Origin of the sequence: Lysobacter sp. CCNWLW3 (assembly GCF_036697405.1) — a bacterium.
Classification (GTDB): domain Bacteria; phylum Pseudomonadota; class Gammaproteobacteria; order Xanthomonadales; family Xanthomonadaceae; genus Lysobacter.
In genome coordinates this window covers 100,780-125,497 of sequence record NZ_JBAHWA010000006.1, presented here as the reverse complement: position 1 = coordinate 125,497, position 24,718 = coordinate 100,780, and the positions used below count along the sequence as shown (strand labels likewise).

The following is a 24,718-nucleotide window of genomic DNA, read 5'->3' as shown; positions in this document are numbered from 1 at the left end:
CGGCTTTACAGCGATGCAAACTGCTTGCGACGAAGTCGTGCGTTCGATCGCGGCTTGCACCGCTCCCACAGGAAGCGCGAGGTTACGCGGCGGGTTTGGCGATGCGGGTCGGGCGCGGTTGCAGCTGGCCGCCGCAGTTGGGGCAGGCCCCACCCAGGGGGCCGCGCACGCAGTCGGCGCAGAAGGTGCATTCGTAGCTGCAGATCAGCGCCGCCGCGCTGTCGGGCGGCAGCGCGGCGGCGCAGCGTTCGCACTGGGATTTCATTTCGAGCATGCGGGCGGCCCCGGTCGCGATGGATGCGCGCAGCCTAGCGCGCGACGGTGGCGGCGGCGAGGATCGAATACCTCGGGTCGCTCGGGCTGCAGCGACTTCGGGGTAGGAGCGGGGGGGGGGGGGGGGGGGGGGGGGGGGGGGCGGGGGGCGCCCCGCCGGCCCCCCGGCGCCGCCCCGCTTGCGCGGATCGGCGTGAGCCGCGACCATGTCGTGGCCGAAGCCTCGCGGTCGCGGCTCACGCCGCTCCTACCCCAAGGCGAACGCGGCGCGGCTCGCGGCGCCGGCCTACTTCGGCGCGAGGATCTTCGACAGCCGGTCCGGCGTGCCCGGGATGCGTTCCAGGCTCGGGTACTTGAGGCCGTCGCGGTAGTCAATGCGCACCGTCTTCACCACTTCGCCCTGCTTGACCACCAGCTCGATCGGCTGGCCCTGGTCCTTGGCCGCGGTGATCGCATCCTTCAGGCGTTCGCCCTCGTAGGCATAGCCGTTGACGGCCAGCAGGGTCGAGCCGGGCGCCAGGCCGGCGTTGAAGGCCGGGCCGTCCCAGCGCACCGACGACAGGTTGCCGTCCTTGTTCGACACGATCAGGCCCAGCGACCAGTTCAGGTCGGTGACCTTGCGCGCGCCTTCGGTCTGCTTGACGTAATCGCTGGGCTTGTCGGTATAGACCAGCTTCCAGCCGCTCGCGGCCAGGCCGTCCAGCGGCGCGGCGTTGGCGTCCAGGCGTTCGCGCAGGAAGCTCGCCCAGTCGTGCTTGGCCACGCCGTCCAGGGTCGCGACCACGTCGTCGAAGGTGTAGGTCTTGACCGCGTAGCTGCCGTCGTCGCCGCCGAAGAAGGCGGCGGCGAAATCGTCCAGCGAGCGCTGCTCGCGGCTGAGCTCGCGCAGCTTGGCGTCGACCGCCAGCCAGATCAGCTGGCCGGCGGCGTAGTAGTCCTCGCTGAGTTGCTGGCTGCGGTAGGCCTGCGGCCGGCGCAGGGCGATGATCGGGTCGTTGGTGGTGTCCTGGACGTTGCGCCAGGCGAAGCCGGGGCGATCGGTGGCGTAGGTGGCGACGGTGGTCGCCAGTACCTCCAGCGCGGTCTTGGGCTTCCACATGCCGGCGCGCGCGGTCAGCACATAACCCCAGTACTGGGTCTGGCCTTCGTAGACCCACAGCAGGCTGTCCTGCATGGGTACGTTGAAGTTGGGCGTGGACAGGTCGGCGGGACGGCGGAATTTGCCGTTCCAGGAGTGGGTGTACTCGTGCGCCAGCAGATCGCGGCCGACCGCGCTCTTGTCCCAGTCGGTGAAGTACTCCGGGTCCAGCCCGTTCTCGCTGGAACGGTGGTGCTCCAGGCCGATGCCGCCGAGCTGGTCTGACAGCGAGAACAGGAAGTCGTAGTGATCGTAGTGCTGGGCGCCGAACAAGCCGATCGCCTGTTCGACCATGCGCTGATGCGCGGCGATCTGCTCGGGTTTGGCTTCCAGGTACTTGGGGTGGTCGGCGACCACATTCAAACGCACCGGCACCTTGGCGCCGGGCGCGAGATCGATCTGCTTGTAATAGCGGCCGGCGAACAGCGGCGAATCGACCAGGGTCTCGAAGGAGACCGGCTTGTAGCGCAGGGTATCGCCCTCGCGCGTGTCGATTTCCAGGGCGGTACCCGACTGCCAGCCCGCGGGCAGCTTCAACGAGGGCGCGATCCGGATGCGGCCGGCCTCGTGGCCGGCCGGGTACAGCGCGACCGCGTTCCACTGCAGGCTCAGCATGTCCTGGGTCATGACCACCCGGCCCTGCTCGCCGCCGGTGGGCGAGAGGTAGTCGAACGCGAGCTCGATCGTGCTCACGCCCTCGGGCACGACCAGCTTGAAGGCGTAGACGTCGAGCGGGTCGCGCTTCCAGGCGATGCGCTGGCCGTTGCCGGTGACGACCAGGCCGGCGAGCTTGTTGATCGGGCCGGTCGGCGAATGGTTGCCCGGCAGCCATTGCGGATACAGCAAGGTCAGTGGGCCGGCCTGCACCGGGATGCGCTGTTTGGCGTGGAATACGCGGTGGGCGAGGTCGGTGGCGTCGACCTCCAGCGTCAGCGTGCCCGGGTAGGGCGTGTCGGCCGGCGGCGCGGTCTGTGCGGCGGACGACAGGGGCAGCAGCGCCGCGATCAGCAGCGGCAGCACGGCGGGCGACGGACGAACGGACATGCAGGCGGCTCCGGCGGAACAAGGACGAATCCGCATCCTACGTGCGCCGGCCGCGCGCTCCCCTCCCATAGGTCACGTTTCACGGCGGCCCGCGGCCGAATGCCGCCCCCGGCACAGGCCGGAGGCGGATCGCGCACGCGGGATGCCTACGGCGCGCGCTGGAACTCCAGCACCGCGCCGCCCTGGCGCAGGGTCAGGGTCTTGGCCGGACCGGGCTCGGGCGCGAATTCCAGCACCGCGCCGACCGAGTCGATCGCGAACCGCGTCGGCGAGGTCGCGGCCAGCGCGAACGCCGGCTGGCCGACCATCTGCGCCATCAGCTGCTCGCCCTGCGGGAACACGGTGAGCACCATGGCCTCGCGCGTGTAGCGCCCGACCACGCGCTCGCGCGCGGTCGCGGGCAGGGCGATGGCGACGGTCTCGGCGGGCAGCGCTTCCTGGGTACGCGCGGAGAACTCGCCCTCGCCTTCGCCCTCGGCGTAGAAGCGCGTGCCGGTCACCGCGCCTTTCGCGTCGCGCTCGAAACGCAACCGGCTCAGGCCGTCCTCGTACAGGAACTCGTCGGGACCGATCGCGCTCAGCGGCACGCGCTGGCCGCCGATGCGCTGCGACACCAGGCGTCCATCGACCACCCGCATCGCACGCGCGGTCTTGGCGTCGCTGCGGTACACGCCTTCCAGCGGCTTGAGCCGGTCGACGCTCGGCGGCGTCGCGCTGGGTTCCGGATAGGGCTGGCCGATCGCGTAGGCGGCGATCTTGCGCGCGAGCACGCCGGGATTGCGCCGGCCCGGCGCCACGCTGTCGCTGTTCTGCACGATCGCGACGGTGACGTCGCTGCCCGGCAGGTACAGCAGATAGGACAGCGAGCCGAAGATGCCGCCGCTGTGCGAGAGCAGATCGCCGCCGCGCATGGTGGCGTGGCCGATGCCGTAGCCGTAGCGTTCCTTCTGCGCGGCGCCCTCGGGCGCGATCATCCTGGCGTAGGTGTCGGCGCGCAGCACCTTGCCCTCGTGCAGCGCGCGGTTCCAGCGCAGCAGATCGTCGACCGTGGACACCAGCGCGCCGGCCGCGTGCGGCTGGCTCATGCTGGCGTAGTTGGCCGGCGCCGGATGCCCGTCCCTGAGGGTATAGCCCTGGACCTGGTCCGGGATCAGCGCGTGATCGTCGCCCCAACGCGTATGCGTCAGGCCCAGCGGCTGGAACAAGGCCTGCTGCAGATACTCGTGCCAGGGCTGGCCGCTGGCCGCTTCGATCACCGCGCCCACCAGCACGTAGCCGGAGTTGTTGTAGGCCCAAGCTGCGCCCGGCGCGAAATCCACCGGCTGGGCCTTGAAGGTATCGATCAGCTGGGCGGTGCTCAGGTCCATGCGGATCGGGCCGGCCATCACGCCCGGGATGCCGGTATAGCTCTTCACGCCGGAGGTGTGATTGAGCAATTGGCGCACGCTGATCTTGGCGCCGTTGGGATAGTCGGGCAGGTACTTTGACAGCGGATCGTCCAGCGACACCTTGCCGGCCTCCACCAGCTTGAGCAGGCCGGCGGCGGCGAACTGCTTGGTCACCGAGCCGATCCGGAACACGCTGTCGGGCTTGAGCGGCACGCCGAGCTCGAGGCTGGCCTCGCCGCGCGCGCCGCGGAACAGCACTTGGTCGCCGCGCGCGACCAGCAGCGCGGCGCCGGGGCCGTCGGTCGAGTAGTTGTCCTGCAGTTGCTGCTGGGCGAAACGCGCGACCTCGGCCGCGGACGGCGGGTTCCCCGCCAAGCAGGGCAACGAGGCGGCGCTCAGCGCGAGGGACAGGATCCAAAGACGCATGCAGGAAAGCTCCGGGGGGCGACGGCGTCGGGGCCGCGCCCGTGGATCGGGCGTCCCTGCCGTGGTGGCGACGATACGGGCTGGACCGCGTGCGCCGCCAGTGTCCTGCCGTCCGCACTGCGCCGGCGCCAACGGCGCGAGGACCGCTCAGGTGGCGGGCATACCCGTCAGTTTTTCCGCCGATCGGCGCAGCTGGCCGAGCACCGCCTCGGCGATGTGCGCGGGGAAGCTGGCCGGCAGCTCGGCCTCGACCTGCGCGATGACGTTGGGCGTCTTGGCGATCAGAGCCTGGATGTCGGCTTCGAAATCCAAGCCAAGTCCGGTAGACCGCGCCATCGCATTCCAATGCCGGCGCTGGATTTCGGCGATGCGGTAGTGATTGCTCTTGCCGCGCACGGCCATCGCCAGCTTGAGTTTCTGGTGCGGAATCTTGCCGCCGCTCGCCCCGGTGATGGGCCACGCCGACAGCACGTCGTACAGCGGCGTCATGCGGTAACTGCCGCCCACACCAATGAACACGCTGAAATTCTTCGCATGACCATCGGTGGCCGCCAGCATCCAGAACACCAGTTGCGCGCGATAGAACGCCTGCCGGTCGGCATCGCGCTCGGTGGAGTTTTCCAGCACTCTCAGGATGTCGGATATGCCGGGACCACCGTCGGCCTCGTACTTGCGCCAGGCGGGCTGCCCCAGCACCTGGCAGAAATCCTCCTGCGGAATACGCGCGATCCAGGAACCGTCCGCGGCCAGGCTGCGGTCGAAACGCTCCACCACCAGTGCCTGCTGATCGCCGAACCGGCGCATCTCGCAATCGGCGACCGGAATGCCATAGGCGCGGACGATGCGCGAGCACAACCACTCGTTCTCGACCGAATCGCGCAGGTCAGCGCGCATGTTTCCCACCAGCCCGAGCGGCAGTTTGAAGATGTGGGTACTGGGCGTCGCGCCCAGCGGCCGCTGCCAGCGGCCTTCATGCCAGAGCAGCGCGGTCTTTTCCTGAGCGCCGGCGATCGAGATGCGGAGATCCTCGTCCTCGTCACGATTCGCGGTGCCGTCGGAGCGGACCACGTTCTGGAGCACGCGCTCGATCTCCGCCTCGTCCAGCGGCTGGCCGCGGATGGTGCGTACGCGTTGCGGAGGCTCGTCTTCGGGCATCAGCTGCAAGGCGCCTACGCAGTCCCGGCCGACCTCGTGCAGCAAATCGAAGGCCTGCTGCGACTCGGCTGCGTATTTGGCCGCCAAGCGTTCGCGGATCTTCTGGCTGTCGGGCAGCAGGTTTTCGAAGTAGTGGCGCACTTTGTCGCCACGATGCGCCGCGTTGTCGGGAGTGAACGGTAACGACAGCGACACAGGCCTGGCGCGCGGCGATTGCAGCCACGCCGGGTCGTATTGCAATTCCTGCTGGTCGCCGTGCGCGTTTCGCCAGTGACCCACGCGCTCCCCATTCATCCACAGGCTGAGGACCTTGCTGCGCTTCCTGCGGGCCATGGATCACCAGCTCCCGGGGTGGCCTTCATCGCCATTGGGCTTTCGTTCGCGCAGCAGAATTTCCACATCCAACGCAGCCAGCACCTGCAGCAGCCGCGAGAAGCTGGCGCTTTCAGGTTCGCGCTCCAAGGCCGAAAGCGCCTGCTGGCTGATCCCCAGGCGGTTCGCCAACGTGGATTGGCTGTACTTCTTGGCTTTCCGGAAACCCTTCAGCAAGGGCTCCAGCTGCCCGACCGTCCGCACGATGTAGTCCATGAGGGTGCTCCTACGGCTCAGAGCACATAGTATCAGTTGTATTTCACAAATACAAATTAAAAGTTGTTATTTTAAATAACAACGGATAAGTTGTTTTTTACATTCACAAACTGAAGATTGTGAATTTGCCCCGTGCGCGGTAATGCGCAGGTGCTCAGCGCCGCCAGACCAGGCAGCGGTTGTTGGCCGGCATCTCCACGTCCGCGACCGGTGCCAAACCGATCCCTCGCGCCAGCGCATCGACCGCCTCGAAATCGCGGATGCCCGACGCCGGATCGCGCGCCTTCAGCCAGACGTCGAAATCGCGGTTGCTGTCGCTGGTGTAGGCGCCGGCGTAATTGAACGGGCCGTAGACCGCCACGGTCGCGACGTCGGCCAGCACCGTCGCCAGGCCGGCGAACAGCGCCTCGACCTGCGACCAGCTCATGATGTGCAGGGTGTTGGCGCTGAAGACGGCGTCGTAGCCGGACATCGACGCGACCGGATCGGAAGGAATCGGCGGCGGCGGCGCGAAGCCCGGCACCGGCGCGGTCGCCGCGGCCAGTTCGAACGGCGCCGGCGTGTTGGCCAGGGCGGCCTCGTCCAGCCAGGCGCGGATGCCGGGCAGATACTCGGCGCGATCGGAGCATTGCCAGGTCCAGCCCGGCATCGCCGCGGCGAAATGCACCGCGTGCTGGCCGGTGCCGCTGCCGATCTCGAGCACGTTCGCGCGCGCCGGCAGGTAGCGCCGCAGCACCGCCAGGATGGGTTCGCGGTTGCGTTCGCACGAGGGCGAATGCGGCTTGTCGATCATGCGCCTAGGCCGCGCACGTCACGCGTTCGCGCCGGCGCGCGCCAGGCCGGCGACCATGCTCAGCGCCACCGCCTCAGCGGTCTTGATGCCGTCCACGCCCGCCGAGAGGATGCCGCCGGCGTAACCCGCGCCCTCGCCGGCCGGGAACAGGCCGCGGGTGTTGAGGCTGTGGCCGTCTTCGCCGCGGGCGATCCGCACCGGCGAGGAGGTGCGCGTTTCCACGCCGGTCAGCACCGCGTCGTGCATGGCGAAGCCGCGCAGCTGTTTGTCGAAGGCCGGCAACGCCTCGCGGATCGCCTCGATCGCATAACCGGGCAACGAAGCCTCCAGGCTGCCCAGGCGCACCCCGGGCGTGTAGGAAGGTTTCACTTCGCCGAATGTGCTGGACGCGCGACCGGCGATGAAATCGCCGACCAGCTGCGCCGGCGCCTCGTACTCGCCGCCGCCTAGCTCGAAGGCCAGCGCCTCCCAATGCCGCTGCAGGGCGATGCCCGCAAGCGGGCCTTCGCCGTAGGCGGCGTAGTCCTCCGGCGTGATCCCGCACACGATCGCCGCGTTGGCGTTGCGCTCGTTGCGCGAGTACTGGCTCATGCCGTTGGTGACCACGCGCCCGGGCTCGCTGGCGGCGGCCACCACGGTGCCGCCCGGGCACATGCAGAAGCTGTAGACCGAACGGCCGTTGCGGCAGTGGTGGACCAGCTTGTAGTCGGCCGCGCCCAGGATCGGATGCCCGGCCTGCGGACCGAAGCGCGCGCGATCGATCAGCGACTGCGGGTGCTCGACGCGGAAGCCGATCGAGAAGGGCTTGGCTTCCACGTACACGCCGCGCTGGTGCAGCATCGCGAAGGTGTCGCGCGCGCTGTGGCCCAGGGCCATCACCACGTGATCGGCGCGCAGCTGCTCGCCGCTGGCCATGGTCACGCCGCGCACCTGGCGCAGGCCGGCGGCGTCGGTCTCGATCAGCAGGTCGTCGACCCGCTGCGAGAAGCGGATCTCGCCGCCCAGGGACTCGATGGTCGCGCGCATGTGCTCGACCATCGACACCAGGCGGAAGGTGCCGATGTGCGGCTTGCTGACGTAGAGGATTTCCTCGGGCGCGCCCGCGGCCACGAACTCGGTCAGCACCTTGCGGCCGTGGTGCTGCTTGTCGCTGATCTGGCTGTAGAGCTTGCCGTCGGAGAAGGTGCCGGCGCCGCCCTCGCCGAACTGCACGTTCGACTCGGGGTTGAGCACTTTCTTGCGCCATAGGCCGAAGGTGTCGACGGTGCGTTCGCGCACCGCCTTGCCGCGTTCCAGCACGATCGGGCGGAAGCCCATCTGCGCCAGCACCAGGGCGGCGAACAGGCCGCAGGGGCCCATGCCGATCACCAGCGGACGCAGCGGCAGCTGGGCCGGGGCGCGCGCGACGAACTTGTAGCGGGTGTCCGGGGCCGGGCCCAGCTTGACCGGCGAGCCGGCGCTTCGCGCGGTCGCGGCCTCGGACTGCGCGCGCCGCAGCAGCTCGGCCGCGCGCGGCGTGTCCACGTCGACGGTGTAGATCAGGACGATGCCGCCGCGCCGGCGCGCGTCGTAGCTGCGCTTGGCGACGGTATAGCCGGTGAGTTCGTCGGCGCCGATGCCCAGCCGGGCCAGGATCGCCTCGGCCAGGGCGGACTCGGCGTGGTCCAGCGGCAGCTTGATGTCGGTGAGTCGGAGCATGGGCCAGGGCCTGGACGGTGGCGCATTTTAGCGGGTCGTGGGCCGGCATCGCGGCCGCGCCGGCCACGGGCGCGCCCGGCGCCTGCGCAGCGCTGGCTGAACGTCTCACAGGCTGAGACGGCGGCGGGCTTAACTCGCGGTTTCGAGCAGCGGAGCGGACATGGCACAGGCATTGGCGCGTCACGACGACGACGAACGCGGGCTGGTGCCGGCGCAGGGCGCGCGCGGCGACGGCGCCGCGCTGGTGCAGGCGCTGGGCCGCCGCTACGCCGACCGCATCACCGGCCACTACCTGCTGCCGGGGCGCGAGGGCCGCTACGCGCCCCTGCCCGAGGACGTGCCCGCGGCCCTGCAGGCGGCGCTGCGCGCGCGCGGCATCGAACGCCTGTACAGCCATCAGGCCGAGGCCTGGGCCGCGAGCCAGGCCGGCGAGCACGTCGCCGTGGTCACCCCGACCGCCTCGGGCAAATCGCTGTGCTACACCCTGCCGGTGCTGTCGGCGGCGATGACGGCCGGCAGCAAGGCCCTGTACCTGTTCCCGACCAAGGCCCTGGCCCAGGACCAGGTCGCCGAGCTGCTGGAGCTCAACCGCGCCGGCGAGCTCGGCGTCAAAGCCTTCACCTTCGACGGCGACACGCCCGGGGACGCGCGCCAGGCGATCCGCCTGCACGGCGACATCGTGGTCTCCAACCCGGACATGCTGCACCAGGCGATCCTGCCGCATCACACCAAGTGGGCGCAGTTCTTCGAAAACCTGCGCTACGTGGTGATCGACGAGATCCACACCTACCGCGGCGTGTTCGGCAGCCACGTCGCCAACGTGCTGCGGCGCCTGAAGCGGGTGTGCGCGTTCTACGGGGTGAATCCGCAGTTCATCCTGTGCTCGGCCACCATCGGCAATCCGCAGGCGCACGCGCAGGCCCTGATCGAGGCGCCGGTGCGCGCGATCGTCGATTCCGGCGCGCCCAGCGGCGACAAGCACGTGCTGCTGTGGAACCCGCCGGTGGTCAACGCCGACCTCGGCCTGCGCGCCTCGGCGCGTTCGCAGAGCAACCGCATCGCCCGCATCGCGATCAAGGCCGGGCTCAAGACCCTGGTGTTCGCGCAGACCCGGCTGATGGTCGAGGTGCTGACCAAGTACCTCAAGGACGTGTTCGACCACGACCCGCGCAAGCCGGCGCGCATCCGCGCCTACCGCGGCGGCTACCTGCCCAGCGAGCGCCGCGAGGCCGAGCGCGCGATGCGCGACGGCCGCGTCGACGGCATCGTCTCGACCTCGGCGCTGGAGCTGGGCGTGGACATCGGCAGCCTGGACGCGGTGGTGCTCAACGGCTATCCGGGCTCGGTCGCGGCGACCTGGCAGCGCTTCGGCCGCGCCGGCCGCCGCCAGCGCCCGGCCCTGGGCGTGCTGGTCGCCAGTTCGCAGCCCCTGGACCAGTACGTGGTGCGGCACCCGGAGTTCTTCGCCGACAGCCCGCCGGAGCACGCGCGGATCGCGCCCGACCAGCCGCTGATCCTGTTCGACCACATCCGCTGCGCCTCCTTCGAGCTGCCGTTCCAGGTCGGCGAGGCCTATGGCCCGATCGACCCGCAGGTCTATCTGGAGGCGCTGGCGGAAACCGAGGTGCTGCACCGCGAGGGCGAGCGCTGGGAGTGGATCGCCGACAGCTACCCGGCCAACGCGGTCAGCCTGCGCTCGGTGGCCGACGGCAACTTCGTCGTGGTCGACCGCAGCGACGGCCGCCAGACCATCGTCGCCGAGGTCGATTACTCGGCCGCCGCGCTGACCCTGTACGAAGGCGCGATCCACATGATCCAGTCCACGCCCTACCAGGTCGAGAAGCTGGACTGGGACGGGCGCAAGGCCTATGTCACCCGCACCCACGTCGACTACTACACCGACTCCATCGACTACACCAAGCTCAAGGTGCTGGAACGCTTCGACGGCGGCCCGGCCGGCCTGGGCGACAGCCACCACGGCGAGGTCCACGTGATCCGGCGCGTGGCCGGCTACAAGAAGATCCGCTACTACACCCACGAGAACATCGGCTACGGCCCGGTCAACCTGCCCGATCAGGAACTGCACACCACCGCGGTGTGGTGGCAGCTGCCGCCGGCGCTGCTGCGCTCGGCCTTCGCCTCGCGCCAGGACGCGCTGGACGGCTTCCTCGGCGCCGCCCACGCCCTGCACGTGGTCGCGACGGTGGCGGTGATGGCCGATGCGCGCGATCTGCAGAAGTCGGTCGGCAACGGCGACGGCGCCTGGTTCGCGGCCGCCGACCGCAACGGCCGCGGCCAGTTGCGCGGCGTCGAAGGCGGCGAGGTCGCCCTGCTGGAAGTGCAGCAGTTCCTGCCCACGGTTTATCTGTACGACAACTTCCCCGGCGGTGTGGGCTTGAGCGAACCGCTGTGGACGCGCCAGGCCGAGCTGCTGGCGCGCGCGGCGGAATTGGTGGAACGCTGCGACTGCCGGGCCGGCTGCCCGGCCTGCGTCGGTCCGGCCCTGGCCGCCGATGAGCGCGAAGGCGTGGCCACGCCCAAGTCGCTGGCGCGGCAGGTGCTGGGCCTGCTGCGCGAGGACGCGCCGGCATGAGCGTGAGCGCCGAGAAACTGCGCATGCTGCAGCGGCAGGCGCGCGGCACCTCGGCGCCGCCGCCCGCACCCGTTGCGATGCCGCCCGCGGCGGCGGACGCGCAACACAGCCTGGAACAGCTGCGCCGCCTGCTCGGCGTGCGCGAACGCGCGCCGGCGCCGTGGGCGGCGCCGCGCGCGCCGCTGGACCGCGCGCTGCCCGGCGAAGAGATCGCGCCCGGCCTGCGCCTGATCCAGCACCACCTGCCCTGCGAGCGGCCCACCCAGGCGCTGTCGCTGGCCTTCGCCAAACGCGCGCAGGACAGCGTCGATCCGCAGCGGCTGCTGTTCTTCGATACCGAGACCACCGGCCTGGCCGGCGGCACCGGCACCCGCGCCTTCATGATCGGCGCCGCCGACTGGTACCGCGATCCGCTGCACGGCGACGGGCTGCGCGTGCGCCAGTTGCTGATCGCCTCGCTGTCGGCCGAACCGGCGATGCTGCACGCCTTCGCCGGCTGGCTGCGGCCGGACACCGTGCTGTCCAGCTACAACGGCCGCTGCTACGACGCCCCGCTGCTGAAGACGCGCTATCGCCTGGCCCGCATCGAGGATCCGCTGCAGGCGCTGGACCACGTCGATCTGCTGTTCCCGACCCGGCGCCGCTACCGCGGCACTTGGGAGAACTGCCGCCTGGCGACGGTGGAACGCGAGTTGCTGCGGATCGTGCGCGAGGACGACCTGCCCGGCTCGCAGGCGCCGGCCGCATGGCTGCAGTACCTGCGTGGCGGCGGCGCCGGACTGCTGCGCCGCGTGGCCGCCCACAACCACCAGGACGTGGTCACCCTGGCGCGGCTGATGCAGCGCCTGGTCGAGGCCGAAGCCGCGAGCCCGCACTAGCGCACGCCTTCATGCCGCGCACACGCGGCGCGCCGCAGGCTGCGCGCTTCCATTCCTGCGGAGCCGTGCCATGTCGCGCCTCGTCCTGCCTGCCTTGCTGCTGCTGTCCTTGTCCGCCTGCGCCACCGCACCGCCGCCGCCCGGCGCCGCGGTCCCGCCCAGCGGCCAGTGCAACGCCGAGGGCGCGCGCTGGGCGATCGGCCGCGGCATCGACGACGACACCACCAACCGCATCCTGCGCGACACCGGCAGCCGCGACGCACGCGTGCTCAAGCCCGGCATGGGCGCGACCATGGACTACCGCCCCGACCGCATCAATATCGACGTCAACGACCGCGGCGCGATCACCGGCCTGCGTTGCGGCTGAGGCGTCCGCGCACAGTTTCGAAACGTGGACCCGCGGCGGCGGGTTAATCTCCGGCACAGCCAGGGGCGCGCAGCCTGAGCGCGCCCCACGAACCGGAGTTCCGCCATGTCCTCACCCCGTATCGCGCTCGTCGCCGGCGCCCTCGCCGTGGCCGCCCTCGCCGCTTGCGCCAGCCAGGCCAATCCGCCGCAAATGTCGCGCCCCCTGCCGCCGGAAGTCATGAGCTGCAACGCCGATGCCGCCAAGGCCGCGGCGCTGGGCAAGGTCGCCAGCGCCGACGTGGTCGAGCGCGCGCGCACCGAGGCCGGCGCCTCCGCCGCGCGCGTGCTCAAGCCCGGCCAGATGGTGACCATGGAATACATGGAAGGCCGGCTCAACGTCGACGTCGACGAGAAGAACGTCATCATCGATCTGCGCTGCGGCTGAGCCCCGCGCGCGGGCGCCGGCGCGCGCTAGACTCGGGACGCCCCTTTCGGAGTTCCGCATGCGTCGCGCGCCCTGGCTGATCGCCGCCATCGTCCTGCTCGGCCTGTGGCTGTGGTCGCAGCGCCAGGCGCCCCTGCCCGTCGTGCCCGACGCCTCCTCGCGTTCGGCGCCTGCAGCCTCGTCCGCGCCGCAGGCCGCGCCCAGTCCCGATACGAGTTTCCTGCCGGCCGAGGCCGACGAGGTGCTGGCGCGCATCGCGCGCGGCGGCCCCCACCCGTATCGCCAGGACGGCAGCATCTTCCAGAACCGCGAACGCCGCCTGCCCGGCCGGCCGCGCGGTTACTACCGCGAGTACACGGTCGAGACCCCGGGCTCGGACGACCGCGGCGCGCGCCGCATCGTCACCGGCGGCGACCCGCCCAGCGAGTACTACTACAGCGACGACCACTACCGCAGCTTCCGCCGCTTCGATCCCAGCGGGGCGCGGCCATGAGGGCGGCGGAACTGCGCGAGCTGCTCGCCGATCCGGCCCAGGCCGGCGCCTACTTCGTCGACGCGGCCGATACCCAGGCCCTGGCCGCGGCCGGCGCGGCGCTGGAGTTCGCGGTCGCGCGCATCGACCTGGACGGCTGCGGCGACAAGGCCGAGCTGCTCAGGCGCGTGGCGGCGGCGCTGAATTTTCCGGACTGGTTCGGACACAACTGGGACGCGCTGGCCGACAGCCTGGAAGACCTGTCCTGGCTGCCGGCGGCCGGTTATCTGCTGCTGTTGGAGCGCGCCCAGGATTGGCAGGCCCAGGCCGGCGACGACGCCGCGACCCTGCTCGACATCCTCAACGAAGCCTCGGCGCAATGGGCCGAAGCGCGCAAGCCGTTCTGGGCTTTGTTCCCGATGCCCAGCGACCGCTTGGATGCGATTGCGCCGTAGGCCGCGGCCAGGGTCGGCCGTTCGATGGTGCGGTTATCACCGCACCCTGCGCCCAACGACGATGCGAACACCACGAGCACCGTAGGGTGTAGGGTGCGGTAAGCCGAAGGCGCACCGCACCATCGCCATCCTCATGACGCAGCGGCGCCCACCAACACCCGCGCGACTGCCTCAACGGCGCTTAATCGTCCTTGTCCTCGCCCTTGAGATCGATCTTGTCTTCCTTGTCGCTCCAACGCACTTCCTGCTTGCGCTCGCACCAGGCCGGCACCGGTTCGCCGGGGCGGTCGGGCTGGCTGGTGCATTCCGGACGCGCGTCGACCGCGGCATTGGTGTCCAGGTAGTCGGGCGAGCTGGCGCAGGCGCCCAGCAACAGCAGCGGCGCGAGCAAGGACAAGCGGGCGGGCGTGGACATGGCGGCTCCGTGACGAGGGCGAAGCTCGACCTTGCCGCAGCGGCGGGCGCCGCGGCAAGGCCCGTCGGTCAGGCCGTCTCGGCGGCCACGGCCGAAGGCAGGTTGCGGGTGCGCGCGAAGCGCCAGGCGATCAGCACGCCCAGCACCAGCAACGAAGAAGCGATGAACCAGGGCACGCCGGGCAGATGCACCGGCGTGGAGGCGCCGACGAAGTAGCCGAAGCTGCCCGCGAACAGGGTCGGGCCGACGATGCCGGCCAGGCTGATCAGGCTCATCAGCGCGCCCTGGATGCGGCCCTGCACGTCCGCGCCGACCTGGCGCGTGATCAGGGCCTGGGTCGCCGGCGCGGCCATCGCCCACAGTGCGCTGATCGGCAGGCCGACCAGGAACATCCAGCCCGCATCGGCGAAGCCGTAGATCATGAAACCGAGCGCACCGCAGCCCAGCCCCAGCAACAGCGTGCGGCGCTCGCCGAAAGCCTTCACCGCGCGCCCGATCAGGACCACGTTGACGATCACGCTGAGCACGCCGACCACGCCCAGCACGTAGCCCACCTCGCGCTCCTTCCAGCCGTACTGGTAGTCGGCGAACAGCACGAACACGCTGGGATAGACGTAGTGGGCGAGGTTGGCGATGAACACCACCGCGGCCAGGCCGAACACCTGCGGATAGCGCTTGAGCAGGACCAGCGAGCCGATCGGATTGGCGTGCGACCAATCGAACTTCGCGCTGCGCTTTTCCGGCGGCAGGGATTCGGGCAGCACGAACAGGCCGTACAGGAAGTTCAGCAGCGCCAGGCCGGCGGCGAACCAGAACGGCAGGCGCACGTCGAAATGGCCGAGCTGGCCGCCGATCACCGGACCGACGATGAAACCCAGGCCGAAGGCCGCGCCGATCATGCCGTAGCTCTTGGCGCGCTCTTCCGGCGCGGTGACGTCGGCGATGTAGGCGTTGGCGGTGCTGAAGCTGGCCGAGGTGATGCCCGAGATCACCCGCCCGACCAGCAGCCAGGGCAGGGTGTTGGCCAGGGCCATGAAGATGAAATCCAGGCCCAGACCCAGGCAGGACAACAGGATCACCGGACGCCGGCCGTAACGGTCCGACAACGAGCCCTGGATCGGCGCGCACACGAACTGGATGGCGGCGAACAAGGTGCCGAACACCGCGATCCAATAGGCCGCGTGTTCGGTGTCGCCACCGGCGAATTCCTTGATCAGCCGCGGCAGCACCGGAATGATCAGGCCGAACGACAACACGTCGATCAGCACGGTAATGAAAATGAAAACGAGCGCGGCGCGGCGCGCGCCGGGAACGGATGCGGTCACGTGGGGGGCGTCGAAGCGGAAGCGATGGCGCAGTCTAGCGCGCGCGCTCCGCCGCGACCCGTGCCGGAGCGCGCGCGGGGATGGTTTCCGACGTTACTAATTGCCCGTCTCGCGACGGATTTCACGATTGCGATCAGTCACTTGCGAACGCCGCGCCAGCGCCGTAGCGCACGCTGTACGGGCCCCCGTGACAAACGCGCCGGAGCGCGCGCGGGAACGAATTGCCGCAGCGCACAAATTGTGATTTATTCGAATCACGCTCGGTCACGACACGCTGGTACGGGACATGTCCCGCGCCCTTGGCAGGTCTGCCCGCGCGTGCAGCGAGCAAGCGATCCATCCGTGTTCCCAACATGCCTTGCCGGCATGTTCCCCGAGCGCCTTTGCGGAGATGCGATGCAAGCCAACCAGCAAGCGATGCTGTACGACCCTGGCGACGAGCGGGACAGCTGCGGCTTCGGCCTGATCGCGCAGCTCGACGACCGCCCCAGCCGCGCGCTGGTCGATCGCGCGCTGGAAGCGCTGGCGCGCATGACCCACCGCGGCGGCATCGCCGCCGACGGCCTCAGCGGCGACGGCTGCGGCCTGCTGATCCGCCACCCCGACAGTTTCCTGCGCACGCTCGCGCGCGAAAGCGGCATCGCCCTGGGCGCGCACTACTGCGCCGGCTTGGTGTTCCTGCCGCACGACGAAGCCGAAGCCGCGCAGGCGCGCGCGGTCCTCACCGAAACCCTGGAGCACGAGAACCTGCGCCTGGCCGGCTGGCGCATCGTGCCGTTCGATATCAGCGCCTGCGGCGAACTCGCGCGCCGGACCATGCCGCGCATCGAACAGGTGTTCGTCGAAGCCGCCAGCCCGTTCGATCCGGCCGGCTTCCAGCGCTCGCTGTTCCTGGCCCGCCGCCGCGCCGAGCAGCGCCTGCGCGCGATCAAGGACTTCTACGTGGTCAGCCTGTCCTCGGCCAGCATCGGCTACAAGGGCATGGTCCTGCCCGACCGGCTGACCCAGCTGTACCCGGACCTGCAACGCGAGGACCTGGTCGCCAGCGCGGTGGTGTTCCACCAGCGCTTCTCCACCAACACCACGCCGCGCTGGCCGCTGGCGCAGCCGTTCCGCCTGCTCGCCCACAACGGCGAGATCAACACCATCGCCGGCAACCGCGCCTGGGCGCAGGCGCGCGCGCATGCCTGGCGCACGCCGACCCTGGACCTGCGCGAATTCGACCAGGTGGTCAGCACCGACGGCTCGGACTCGCAGAGCCTGGACAACATGCTGGAGGTGCTGCAGGCCGGCGGCATGGACCTGCTCAAGGCCATGCGCATCCTGATTCCGCCGGCGACCCAGTCGCTGGAATACAAGGACGCCGACCTGGCCGCGTTCTACGAGTACTACGCGCTCAACACCGAACCCTGGGACGGCCCGGCCGGCATCGTCACTTGCGACGGCCGCTACGCCGCCTGCACCCTGGACCGCAACGGCCTGCGCCCGGCGCGCTGGCTGCGCTCGCGCGACCGCCACTTCCTGATCGCCTCCGAAGCCGGCGTGTGGGAACTGCCGGCCAGCGAGATCGAGGCCAAGGGCAAGCTCGGCCCGGGCGAGATGATCGCCGCCGACCTCTATCAGGGCGAGCTGCTCGACTCCGAGGCGATCGACCGCATCAACCGCGCGCGCGCGCCGTACAAGCGCTGGCTCAAGCAGGGCATGACCTACCTGCATAGCGAGCTGATCGATCCCAACTTGGCCGCCGAGCCTTTCGATCCGGACACCCTGGCCGGCTTCCAGAAGCTGTTCCAGCTCAGCCGCGAGGAACGCGAGCAGGTGCTGCGCCCGCTCGCCGAGACCGAGCAGGAAGCCACCGGCTCGATGGGCGACGACGTGCCGATGGCGGTGCTGTCGCAGCAGGTGCGGCCGCTGTACGACCACTTCCGCCAGGCCTTCGCCCAGGTCACCAACCCGCCGATCGACCCCTTGCGCGAGGATTGCGTGATGTCGCTGGCGGTGCAGCTGGGCCGCGAGGGCAACGTCTTCGTCGACGGCCCCGGCAACGTCGGCCACATCCATCTCAACTCGCCGGTGCTGGCGCAGCGCAAGCTGCGTCAGCTGCTGGCGTTGGCGCCGTTCGACACTTCGCATCGCTTCATCGACCTCAACTTCGATCCGGCCGAAGGCCTGAAGGCGGCCCTGCACCGGGTCTGCGCCGAGGCCGAGGCGGCCGCGCGCGAAGGCGTGGTGCTGCTGATCCTGAGCGACCGCCGCCCGCGCCGCGACGCGCTGATGCTGCACGCCCTGCTCGCCACCGGCGCGGTCCACCAGCACCTGGTGCGCACCGGCCTGCGCTGCGAATCCAACCTGATCGTCGAGACCGGCACCGCGCGCGACCCGCACCACTTCGCCTGCCTGCTCGGCTTCGGCGCGACCGCGGTCTATCCCTACCTGGCCTACCAGACCCTGCACGACCTGGGCGTGCGCGGCATCCTCAAGACCAAGCACGCCGAAGTCGCGCAGATCGGCCGCAGCTACCGGCGCGGGATCAAGAAGGGCCTGCTCAAGATCATCTCCAAGATGGGCATCGCCACCATCGGCAGCTACCGCGGCGCGCAGCTGTTCGAGATCATCGGTCTGGACCGCGAAGTGGTGGAGCTGTGCTTCGACGGCGCGCCCTCGCGCATCGGCGGCGCCGGTTTCGCCGAGCTGCAGGCCGATGCCGCGCACCTGGCCGAACAGGGTTGGGACGCCAACCGACTGCCCGAGATCGGCGGCCTGCTGCGCTACGTGCCCGGCGGCGAATACCACCTGTTCAATCCCGACGTGGTCACGCGCCTGCAGCGCGCGGTCGGCAGCGGCGACTGGGCCGACTGGCAGTCCTACGCCGAAGCGGTCAACGAACGCCCGACCGCGGCGCTGCGCGATCTGCTGGAACTGCGCCGCGAAAGCGTGACCCCGATCGACATCGACGAAGTCGAACCGGTGTCGGCGATCGTCAAGCGCTTCGATTCGGCGGCGATGAGCTTGGGCGCGCTGTCGCCGGAGGCGCACGAAGCGCTGGCGATCGCGATGAACCGGCTGGGCGGGCGTTCGAATTCCGGCGAAGGCGGCGAAGACCCGGCGCGCTACCGCAGCGACAAGGTCTCCAAGATCAAGCAGATCGCCTCGGGCCGCTTCGGCGTGACCCCGGAGTATCTGGTCAACGCCGAGGTGCTGCAGATCAAGATCGCCCAGGGCGCCAAGCCCGGCGAAGGCGGCCAGCTGCCCGGCCATAAGGTCAACGAGCTGATCGCGCGGCTGCGTTTCGCCATGCCCGGCATCGGCCTGATCTCGCCGCCGCCGCACCACGACATCTATTCGATCGAAGACCTCGCGCAGCTGATCCACGACCTGCGCCAGGTCAATCCGCAGGCGCTGATCTCGGTCAAGCTGGTCTCGCACGCGGGCGTGGGCACCATCGCCACCGGCGTGGCCAAGGCCGGCGCCGACCTGATCACCGTGTCCGGCCACGACGGCGGCACCGGCGCCAGCCCGCTGTCGTCGATCCGCTACGCCGGCACGCCCTGGGAACTGGGCCTGGCCGAGGCGCGCCAGGCCCTGGTCGCCAACGACCTGCGCGAACGGGTGATACTTCAAACCGATGGCGGCCTGAAGAGCGGGCTGGACGTGGTCAAGGCCGCGCTGCTGGGCGCGGAGAGTTTCGGCTTCGGCACCGCGCCGATGATCGCGCTGGGCTGCAAGTACCTGCGCATCTGCCACCTCAACAACTGCGCCACCGGCGTGGCCACCCAGGACGACAAGCTGCGCCGCGAGCATTTCACCGGCCTACCCGAGCGCGTGGAGAACTTCTTCCGCCTGCTGGCCGAGGAAGTGCGGCAGTGGCTGGCGACGCTGGGCGTGCGCACGCTGGGCGAGATCGTCGGCCGCACCGACCTGCTGCAGCAGATCGACGGCGACAGCGCGCGCCAGCAGCGCCTGGACCTGGCGCCGCTGCTGGCCGGCTCCGGCCTCAGCCATGGCGGCCATTGCGGCATGCCGGCGCCGCCGGTCGAACCCGAAGGACTGGCCGCGCAGCTGGAAACCGAACTCGCGCAGGTGATCGCCGACAAGCGCGGCGGCCAATTCGCCTATGCGATCCGCAACACCGACCGCAGCATCGGCGCGCGCCTGTCCGGCCGCATCGCGCGCGCGCACGGCGACCGCGGCATGAGCGATGCGCCGCTGGACCTGCGCTTCACCGGTACCGCCGGCCAGAGCTTCGGCGCCTTCCAGGCCGGCGGCCTGCGTTTCGAGCTCGAAGGCGAAGCCAACGACTACGTCGGCAAGGGCATGGCCGGCGGCCGCATCGTGCTGCGCCCGCCCGCCGGCGCGCGCTACGTCGCCCACGAAACGCCGATCCTGGGCAACACCTGTTTGTACGGCGCCACCGGCGGCGAGCTGTACGCGGCCGGCCGCGCCGGCGAACGCTTCGGCGTGCGCAACTCCGGCGCGACCGCGGTGGTGGAAGGCGCCGGCGACCACTGCTGCGAGTACATGACCGGCGGCGTGGTCGCGGTGCTGGGCCGCACCGGTTTGAACTTCGGCGCCGGCTTCACCGGCGGCATGGCCTACGTGCTGGACACCGAGCGCGATTTCGTCGACCGCTACAACCACGAGCTGATCGACATCCTGCGCATCTCCGCCGATGGCTTCGAGCACCATCGCTCGCACCTGCGCGACCTGCTGGAAACGCATGCCGAACTCACCGGCAGCGTGTGGGCGCGCCGGATCCTGGACGAGATGCGCGACTACATGGGCAAGTTCTGGCTGGTGAAGCCCAAGGCGGCGAGCCTGGAATCGCTGGCCGAGACATTGCGGAGCGCGGCATGAATTCGATCGCTTTCGTGGCAAGAGCAAATCCCCCCTGCCCCCCTTTTTCAAAGGGGGGAACAGCAAGAACGATTGCGTCTGAGATCCGTAGGTCGCCCTACAAACCGGTACGTCTCCCCCCTTTGAAAAAGGGTGAAGCGGCGTGCTTACGAACCGCAGGTTCGTGCGCCGCTGAACGCCGGCAGGCGGTGCCTGCCGGCCGGGCGGGCCGGGGGGGATTTGCTCTGAGCGCGAATGCCCCGGCCAGCCAGCGACAACGCCGCCAGCGGGGACGAGCGCAATGAGCAAGAAGCAGGTGTTCCAATTCCGCGAGGCGCCGCGCGAGATGCCGGCGCGGATTCCGCTGGCCCTGCGCCAGAACGGCGACTGGGGCGAGTTGTACGGCCGCTTCGGCGAGGCCGAGGCCAAGAAGCAGGCCGGGCGCTGCCTGGACTGCGGCAACCCCTACTGCGGCTGGGCCTGCCCGCTGCACAACTACATTCCGAACTGGCTGGAGCTGGCGCGCGAGGGCCGCGTCGACGAAGCCGCGGCGCTGTGCCACGAAACCAATCCGCTGCCCGAGATCTGCGGCCGGGTGTGTCCGCAAGACCGTCTGTGCGAAGGCAGCTGCACCCTCAACGACGGCTTCGGCGCGGTCACCATCGGCGCGGTCGAGAAGTACATCGTCGACAAGGCGCTCAGCGGCGGCTGGCGCCCGGACCTGTCGGCCGTGCAGCGCCTGGGCAAGCGCGCGGCCGTGGTCGGCGCCGGACCGGCCGGCCTGGCCTGCGCCGACCGCCTGGCGCGCGCCGGCATCGACGCGGTGGTGTTCGACCGCTACGAAGCCATCGGCGGCCTGCTGCACTTCGGCATTCCCAGCTTCAAGCTGGAGAAGTCGGTGATCGCGACCCGGCGCGAGGTGCTGGAAGGCATGGGCGTGGAGTTCCGGCTCGGCGTCGAGATCGGCCGCGATGTCGCCTTCGACAGCTTGCTGAGCGACTTCGACGCGGTGTTCCTGGGCCTGGGCAGCTACCGCTACACCGACGGCGGCCTGCCGGGGCAGGACCTGGCCAACGTGTTGCCGGCGCTGCCGTTCCTGGTCCAGAACGGGCGCCTGGTGCAGGGCGCGGCGATGACCGAAGGCCGCGCGATCGCGGGCTGGGAAGACCATATCGAACTGCCCGACCTGCGCGGCAAGCGCGTGGTCGTGCTGGGCGGCGGCGACACCGGCATGGACTGCGTGCGCAGCGCGGTGCGCCTGGGCGCGGCCGAGGTCAGCTGCGTGTACCGCCGCGACGAGGCCAACATGCCCGGCTCGGCGCGCGAGGTCGCCAACGCGCGCGAGGAAGGCGTGCGCTTCCTGTTCAACCGCCAGCCGCTGGCGCTGCTGGGCGAAGAGCGGGTGGCCGGCGTGCGCGTGGCCGAGACCGTGCTGGGCGCGCCGGATGCGCGCGGGCGCCAGCGCGCCGAGATCGTGCCCGGCAGCGAGTCGGTGCTGGACGCGGACGTGGTGGTGATCGCGTTCGGCTTCCAGCCCGATCCGCCGGCCTGGCTGGCCGCGCACGGCATCGAGCTGGAGAACGACGGCCGCATCCGGGTGCCGAACAAGGGCGGCTGCAAGTCGCGCGGCGCCGCCGTGGCGGCGACGCGCCCGTTCCAGACCACCCACCCGCGCGTGTTCGCCGGCGGCGACGGCGTGCGCGGCGCGGACCTGGTGGTGACGGCGGCCTACGAGGGGCGCGAGGCGGCGGCGGGGATCGTGGACCTGTTGCGTTCGGGTTCGAAGGGCTAAGAGCAAATCCCCCCTGGCCCGCCCGGCCGGCAGGCACCGCCTGCCGGCGTTCAGCGGCGCACGAACCTGCGGTTCGTAAGCACGCCGCTTCACCCTTTTTCATAGGGGGGATCCTTCGGTTGGATCATGGACCTATGCAGGTCATCGCTTCTGGGAGCGACGCGCCTGGGTTCGTCGAGCGCGCCCATTGCCGGCACACGACGCGCCTCGTTGTTCCAGGGGGGCTAGGGGGGATTTGCTCCTCCCCGCCTTACCGCCCCGGTCCCACGTCGATGAAGCGCAGGAACTCGGCGCGCGTGCGCGCGTCCTCGCGGAAGGTGCCGAGCATCTTCGAGGTGATCATGCTGACGCCGCGCTTGTGCACGCCGCGGGTGGTCATGCACTCGTGCGCGCCTTCGATCACCACGCCCACGCCCAGCGGCTGCAGCACGTCCTGGATCGACTGCGCGATCTGCGCGGTCATCTTTTCCTGGACCTGGAAGCGGCGCGCGTAGGTTTCGACCACGCGTGCGAGCTTGCTGATGCCCACGACCTTGCCGTTGGGCAAATAACCGACGTGGGCCTTGCCGATGATCGGCGCCATGTGGTGCTCACAATGGCTTTCGAACTCGATGTCGCGCAGCACGATCAGCTCGTCGTAACCGGCGACTTCCTCGAAGGTACGCGCCAGGTACTCGCGCGGGTCGTCGTCGTAGCCGCTGAACCAGTCGCTGTAGGCCTCGACCACGCGCTTGGGCGTGTCGAGCAGGCCCTCGCGGGCGGGGTCTTCGCCGGCCCAACCCAGCAGGGTGCGCACGGCCGCCTCGGCCTGCTCGCGGGTCGGCTTGTTCTTGTCGTCGGCCATGACGCGGCCTCAGCAATGGGGGATGGGCATCCTACTCCACTGCGCTCGGGCTTCGGAAACACACAGTGTTCCGCGTTCGGTCCGGGCTCAGCCCGCTTCCGGCGCCGACAGCGCCGCCGCCGGCGCCACCCCGACCGTGTTGCGGCCGGCGCTGCGGGCGCCGAGCAGGGCCTGCTCGGCGCGATCGAGCAGGCTCTGCACCGGCTCGCCGCGCTGCGCCATCGCCAGGCCGACGCTGGCGCTGACCGCGATCTCGTGGCCGTCGATGCGGAACGGCCGCTGGCCGAAGGCGTCGGCCAGGCGCCGGCCCAGCAGTTCGCAGTCCACGCGCTCGCATTCGGCGACCACCGCGAAACTGTCGCCGCCCATGCGGGCGATGGTGTCGTCCGGGCGCAGCACGCCGCGGATGCGCGCCAGCGCCTGTTGCAGCAGGGCGTCGCCGATCGCGCGGCCATAGCGGGCGTTGATCTCGCCGAAGCCGTCCAGATCCAGCAGCAGCAGGCCGTGGTGTTTGAGCCCCAGGCTGCCCGGCGCCGACCAGGTTTCCAGCAGCAGGCGCAGCGCGGAGGCGTTGAGGGTGCCGGTGAGCGGATCGCGATCGCCGGACTGGCGCGCGAGCAGGGACAGGCGGTGGCGGTTGGCCGCGTGCTGGCTCAGGGCCAGCGCCAGCACGCCCGATTCCAGCACCGCCGCCAGCGCCAGCCCGCGGTCGGCCCATTCGGCGCGGCCGACGCCGAAGGGATAGGCCGCGAGCACGCCGACGAACAGCAGCAGCGGCGTCCAGCCCAGCAGGTAGTAGCCCGCGTAGGGCGCGCCGCGCCGCCAGGCCATGATCGCGGCGGAGAACATCAGCGGTATGCCGACCAGCAACAGGGCGTTGCCGCCGATGTACCAGAAATCGTGCACGCGCTCGCGCAGCGCCAGCAGCACCGCCAGCCACAGGATGTTGGCCCACTGCACCGCGCGCACCAGCAGCGCCAGGCGCGGCAGCAGGCGCGGCAACTCCAGGAAGCGCAGGCTGAAACCGAGCTGGAAGATCGTCGCCAGCGTGGCCAGGGTCCAGGTCACGGTCAGGCGGCCGCTGGCCAGGCCGGCCAGGCCCCACATTTCGGCCGCATCGCCGGACACCAGCAGCAAGTAGATCGCCGCGCAGGCCAGGTAGGCGCCATAGGCCATGTAGACCAGGTCGCGGAAGGCGTACCAGATCGCGATCATCGCCACCGCCATCAGCATCATCGCGGTGAAGGCGGCGACCATGAAACGCGAGTCGCCGCGCTCCTGGCGGGCCAGCTCGGGCACGGTCGCCAGGCGCAGGCTCAAGGCCTCGGCGGTGTTGCCGCCCACGCGCAGATAGGCGACGTCGCCGCGGGTCCAGCCGTTGGGCAAGGGCAGCACCCAGCCGCGCCGCAGCAGCACCGGGCCGCCGTTCTCGGCGTCGTTGACGATGCGCGGCGGCGCCCCTGGCGGGTAATAGGTGACCGGCCCGCGCGCGCGCGCGCCGCGCAGCACCAGCAGCTGGCTTTCGCTGGCGGCGATGTCCTGGTCGGTGGTCAGGCGAATCCAGTAACCGGCCTCGCGGCGCGGCATGGTCAGGTAGACCAGTTCGCCGGGCTTCTCGGCGATGGCGCGCGCGGTCACCGGCGCCGAGGCCGGCGGCCCGTCGAGTTCGCCCTCGGTCAGCAGCAGTTCGGCCTTCAAGGCCTGCGCCGCCAGCGGCGCGCTGAAGGTGCAGGCGAGCGCGAACGTCAGCGCCAGCCACGCGCTGCCCCAGACCCGGCGCACCCCTCGATTCCCCCACGACATGGGAGGAGTCTA

At 70.3% G+C, this 24,718-nt stretch carries 19 protein-coding genes; 8 read left to right on the top strand and 11 right to left on the bottom strand.

Going from position 1 to position 24,718, the window contains the following annotated elements; all coding sequences use genetic code 11:
- Window positions 1–82: 82 nt before the first annotated feature.
- From V1318_RS12195 to V1318_RS12165, 7 genes are all read right to left on the bottom strand, one after another.
- Window positions 83–265, bottom strand: coding sequence for a DUF1272 domain-containing protein (locus tag V1318_RS12195; protein WP_332939949.1), 183 nt, complete (start codon window positions 263–265; stop codon window positions 83–85).
- Between the two features lie 294 nt (window positions 266–559).
- A complete protein-coding gene (locus V1318_RS12190) occupies window positions 560–2,455 on the bottom strand; it encodes a peptidase M61 (RefSeq protein WP_332939948.1) in 1,896 nt (631 codons plus the stop codon).
- A 146-nt stretch (window positions 2,456–2,601) separates the two neighbouring features.
- Window positions 2,602–4,269 carry a serine hydrolase domain-containing protein gene (locus V1318_RS12185; RefSeq protein WP_332939947.1) on the bottom strand — a complete coding sequence of 556 codons (1,668 nt, stop codon included), beginning with the start codon at window positions 4,267–4,269 and terminating at the stop codon, window positions 2,602–2,604.
- Between the two features lie 147 nt (window positions 4,270–4,416).
- Window positions 4,417–5,757: a type II toxin-antitoxin system HipA family toxin gene (locus V1318_RS12180; protein ID WP_332939946.1), complete on the bottom strand. Its 1,341-nt coding sequence runs from the start codon at window positions 5,755–5,757 to the stop codon at window positions 4,417–4,419.
- Between the two features lie 3 nt (window positions 5,758–5,760).
- Complete coding sequence (locus V1318_RS12175; RefSeq protein ID WP_332939945.1) at window positions 5,761–6,012, bottom strand: helix-turn-helix transcriptional regulator; 252 nt, start codon at window positions 6,010–6,012, stop codon at window positions 5,761–5,763.
- Between the two features lie 154 nt (window positions 6,013–6,166).
- Entirely contained in the window at window positions 6,167–6,805 is a 639-nt protein-coding gene (locus V1318_RS12170; RefSeq protein ID WP_332939944.1) for a DUF938 domain-containing protein, read from the bottom strand.
- 18 nt (window positions 6,806–6,823) lie between these two features.
- Window positions 6,824–8,503, bottom strand: coding sequence for an NAD(P)/FAD-dependent oxidoreductase (locus V1318_RS12165; RefSeq protein WP_332939943.1), 1,680 nt, complete (start codon window positions 8,501–8,503; stop codon window positions 6,824–6,826).
- Window positions 8,504–8,663: 160 nt separating this feature from the next.
- Between V1318_RS12165 and V1318_RS12160 the strand changes: the two genes are divergently transcribed.
- The 6 genes from V1318_RS12160 to V1318_RS12135 all read left to right on the top strand — a co-directional run bounded on the left by V1318_RS12160 (window position 8,664) and on the right by V1318_RS12135 (window position 13,694).
- Window positions 8,664–11,096 (top strand): DEAD/DEAH box helicase, encoded by a 2,433-nt coding sequence (locus V1318_RS12160; protein WP_332939942.1) that lies wholly within the window; start codon window positions 8,664–8,666, stop codon window positions 11,094–11,096.
- Window positions 11,093–11,974: a ribonuclease H-like domain-containing protein gene (locus tag V1318_RS12155; RefSeq protein WP_332939941.1), complete on the top strand. Its 882-nt coding sequence runs from the start codon at window positions 11,093–11,095 to the stop codon at window positions 11,972–11,974. The genes V1318_RS12160 and V1318_RS12155 overlap by 4 nt, the downstream gene beginning before the upstream one ends.
- Window positions 11,975–12,044: 70 nt before the next feature.
- Window positions 12,045–12,341, top strand: a complete 297-nt coding sequence (locus tag V1318_RS12150; protein WP_332939940.1) for an I78 family peptidase inhibitor — start codon at window positions 12,045–12,047, stop codon at window positions 12,339–12,341.
- Window positions 12,342–12,446: 105 nt separating this feature from the next.
- On the top strand, window positions 12,447–12,767 hold the full coding sequence (locus tag V1318_RS12145) for an I78 family peptidase inhibitor (protein ID WP_332939939.1): 321 nt from the start codon (window positions 12,447–12,449) through the stop codon (window positions 12,765–12,767).
- A 58-nt stretch (window positions 12,768–12,825) separates the two neighbouring features.
- Window positions 12,826–13,260 carry a ribonuclease domain-containing protein gene (locus tag V1318_RS12140; RefSeq protein ID WP_332939938.1) on the top strand — a complete coding sequence of 145 codons (435 nt, stop codon included), beginning with the start codon at window positions 12,826–12,828 and terminating at the stop codon, window positions 13,258–13,260.
- Window positions 13,257–13,694 carry a barstar family protein gene (locus tag V1318_RS12135; protein WP_332939937.1) on the top strand — a complete coding sequence of 146 codons (438 nt, stop codon included), beginning with the start codon at window positions 13,257–13,259 and terminating at the stop codon, window positions 13,692–13,694. Before V1318_RS12140 ends, V1318_RS12135 begins: the two co-directional genes overlap by 4 nt.
- Window positions 13,695–13,875: 181 nt before the next feature.
- Here the strand turns inward: V1318_RS12135 and V1318_RS12130 are convergent, their stop codons facing one another.
- Window positions 13,876–14,109 (bottom strand): hypothetical protein, encoded by a 234-nt coding sequence (locus V1318_RS12130; protein WP_332939936.1) that lies wholly within the window; start codon window positions 14,107–14,109, stop codon window positions 13,876–13,878.
- Window positions 14,110–14,177: 68 nt separating this feature from the next.
- Window positions 14,178–15,434: a TCR/Tet family MFS transporter gene (locus tag V1318_RS12125; RefSeq protein WP_332939935.1), complete on the bottom strand. Its 1,257-nt coding sequence runs from the start codon at window positions 15,432–15,434 to the stop codon at window positions 14,178–14,180.
- Window positions 15,435–15,830: 396 nt separating this feature from the next.
- Here V1318_RS12125 and gltB point away from each other — a divergent pair, with 396 nt between their 5' ends.
- Together gltB and V1318_RS12115 are read left to right on the top strand one after the other, a co-directional pair.
- On the top strand, window positions 15,831–20,288 hold the full coding sequence (gene gltB / locus V1318_RS12120; RefSeq protein WP_332939934.1) for a glutamate synthase large subunit: 4,458 nt from the start codon (window positions 15,831–15,833) through the stop codon (window positions 20,286–20,288).
- Window positions 20,289–20,568: 280 nt separating this feature from the next.
- Window positions 20,569–22,059 (top strand): FAD-dependent oxidoreductase, encoded by a 1,491-nt coding sequence (locus V1318_RS12115; RefSeq protein ID WP_332939933.1) that lies wholly within the window; start codon window positions 20,569–20,571, stop codon window positions 22,057–22,059.
- Window positions 22,060–22,309: 250 nt separating this feature from the next.
- Here V1318_RS12115 and folE read toward each other — a convergent pair whose 3' ends face one another.
- Window positions 22,310–22,903 carry a GTP cyclohydrolase I FolE gene (gene folE, locus V1318_RS12110; protein WP_332939932.1) on the bottom strand — a complete coding sequence of 198 codons (594 nt, stop codon included), beginning with the start codon at window positions 22,901–22,903 and terminating at the stop codon, window positions 22,310–22,312.
- An 87-nt stretch (window positions 22,904–22,990) separates the two neighbouring features.
- The gene (locus V1318_RS12105) at window positions 22,991–24,706 is read right to left on the bottom strand and encodes a diguanylate cyclase (protein WP_332939931.1); all 1,716 of its coding nucleotides are present in this window, start codon (window positions 24,704–24,706) and stop codon (window positions 22,991–22,993) included.
- Between the last annotated feature and the right edge of the window lie 12 nt (window positions 24,707–24,718).

Excerpts from the sequence above, each read along its gene's own strand:
- V1318_RS12195 (WP_332939949.1), bottom strand. The coding sequence starts at position 265 with ATGAAATCCCAGTGCGAACGCTGCGCCGCCGCGCTGCCGCCCGACAGC.
- V1318_RS12190 (WP_332939948.1), bottom strand. The coding sequence starts at position 2,455 with ATGTCCGTTCGTCCGTCGCCCGCCGTGCTGCCGCTGCTGATCGCGGCG.
- V1318_RS12185 (WP_332939947.1), bottom strand. The coding sequence starts at position 4,269 with ATGCGTCTTTGGATCCTGTCCCTCGCGCTGAGCGCCGCCTCGTTGCCC.
- V1318_RS12180 (WP_332939946.1), bottom strand. The coding sequence starts at position 5,757 with ATGGCCCGCAGGAAGCGCAGCAAGGTCCTCAGCCTGTGGATGAATGGG.
- V1318_RS12175 (WP_332939945.1), bottom strand. The coding sequence starts at position 6,012 with ATGGACTACATCGTGCGGACGGTCGGGCAGCTGGAGCCCTTGCTGAAG.
- V1318_RS12170 (WP_332939944.1), bottom strand. The coding sequence starts at position 6,805 with ATGATCGACAAGCCGCATTCGCCCTCGTGCGAACGCAACCGCGAACCC.
- V1318_RS12165 (WP_332939943.1), bottom strand. The coding sequence starts at position 8,503 with ATGCTCCGACTCACCGACATCAAGCTGCCGCTGGACCACGCCGAGTCC.
- V1318_RS12160 (WP_332939942.1), top strand. The coding sequence starts at position 8,664 with ATGGCACAGGCATTGGCGCGTCACGACGACGACGAACGCGGGCTGGTG.
- V1318_RS12155 (WP_332939941.1), top strand. The coding sequence starts at position 11,093 with ATGAGCGTGAGCGCCGAGAAACTGCGCATGCTGCAGCGGCAGGCGCGC.
- V1318_RS12150 (WP_332939940.1), top strand. The coding sequence starts at position 12,045 with ATGTCGCGCCTCGTCCTGCCTGCCTTGCTGCTGCTGTCCTTGTCCGCC.
- V1318_RS12145 (WP_332939939.1), top strand. The coding sequence starts at position 12,447 with ATGTCCTCACCCCGTATCGCGCTCGTCGCCGGCGCCCTCGCCGTGGCC.
- V1318_RS12140 (WP_332939938.1), top strand. The coding sequence starts at position 12,826 with ATGCGTCGCGCGCCCTGGCTGATCGCCGCCATCGTCCTGCTCGGCCTG.
- V1318_RS12135 (WP_332939937.1), top strand. The coding sequence starts at position 13,257 with ATGAGGGCGGCGGAACTGCGCGAGCTGCTCGCCGATCCGGCCCAGGCC.
- V1318_RS12130 (WP_332939936.1), bottom strand. The coding sequence starts at position 14,109 with ATGTCCACGCCCGCCCGCTTGTCCTTGCTCGCGCCGCTGCTGTTGCTG.
- gltB (WP_332939934.1), top strand. The coding sequence starts at position 15,831 with ATGCAAGCCAACCAGCAAGCGATGCTGTACGACCCTGGCGACGAGCGG.
- V1318_RS12115 (WP_332939933.1), top strand. The coding sequence starts at position 20,569 with ATGAGCAAGAAGCAGGTGTTCCAATTCCGCGAGGCGCCGCGCGAGATG.
- folE (WP_332939932.1), bottom strand. The coding sequence starts at position 22,903 with ATGGCCGACGACAAGAACAAGCCGACCCGCGAGCAGGCCGAGGCGGCC.
- V1318_RS12105 (WP_332939931.1), bottom strand. The coding sequence starts at position 24,706 with ATGTCGTGGGGGAATCGAGGGGTGCGCCGGGTCTGGGGCAGCGCGTGG.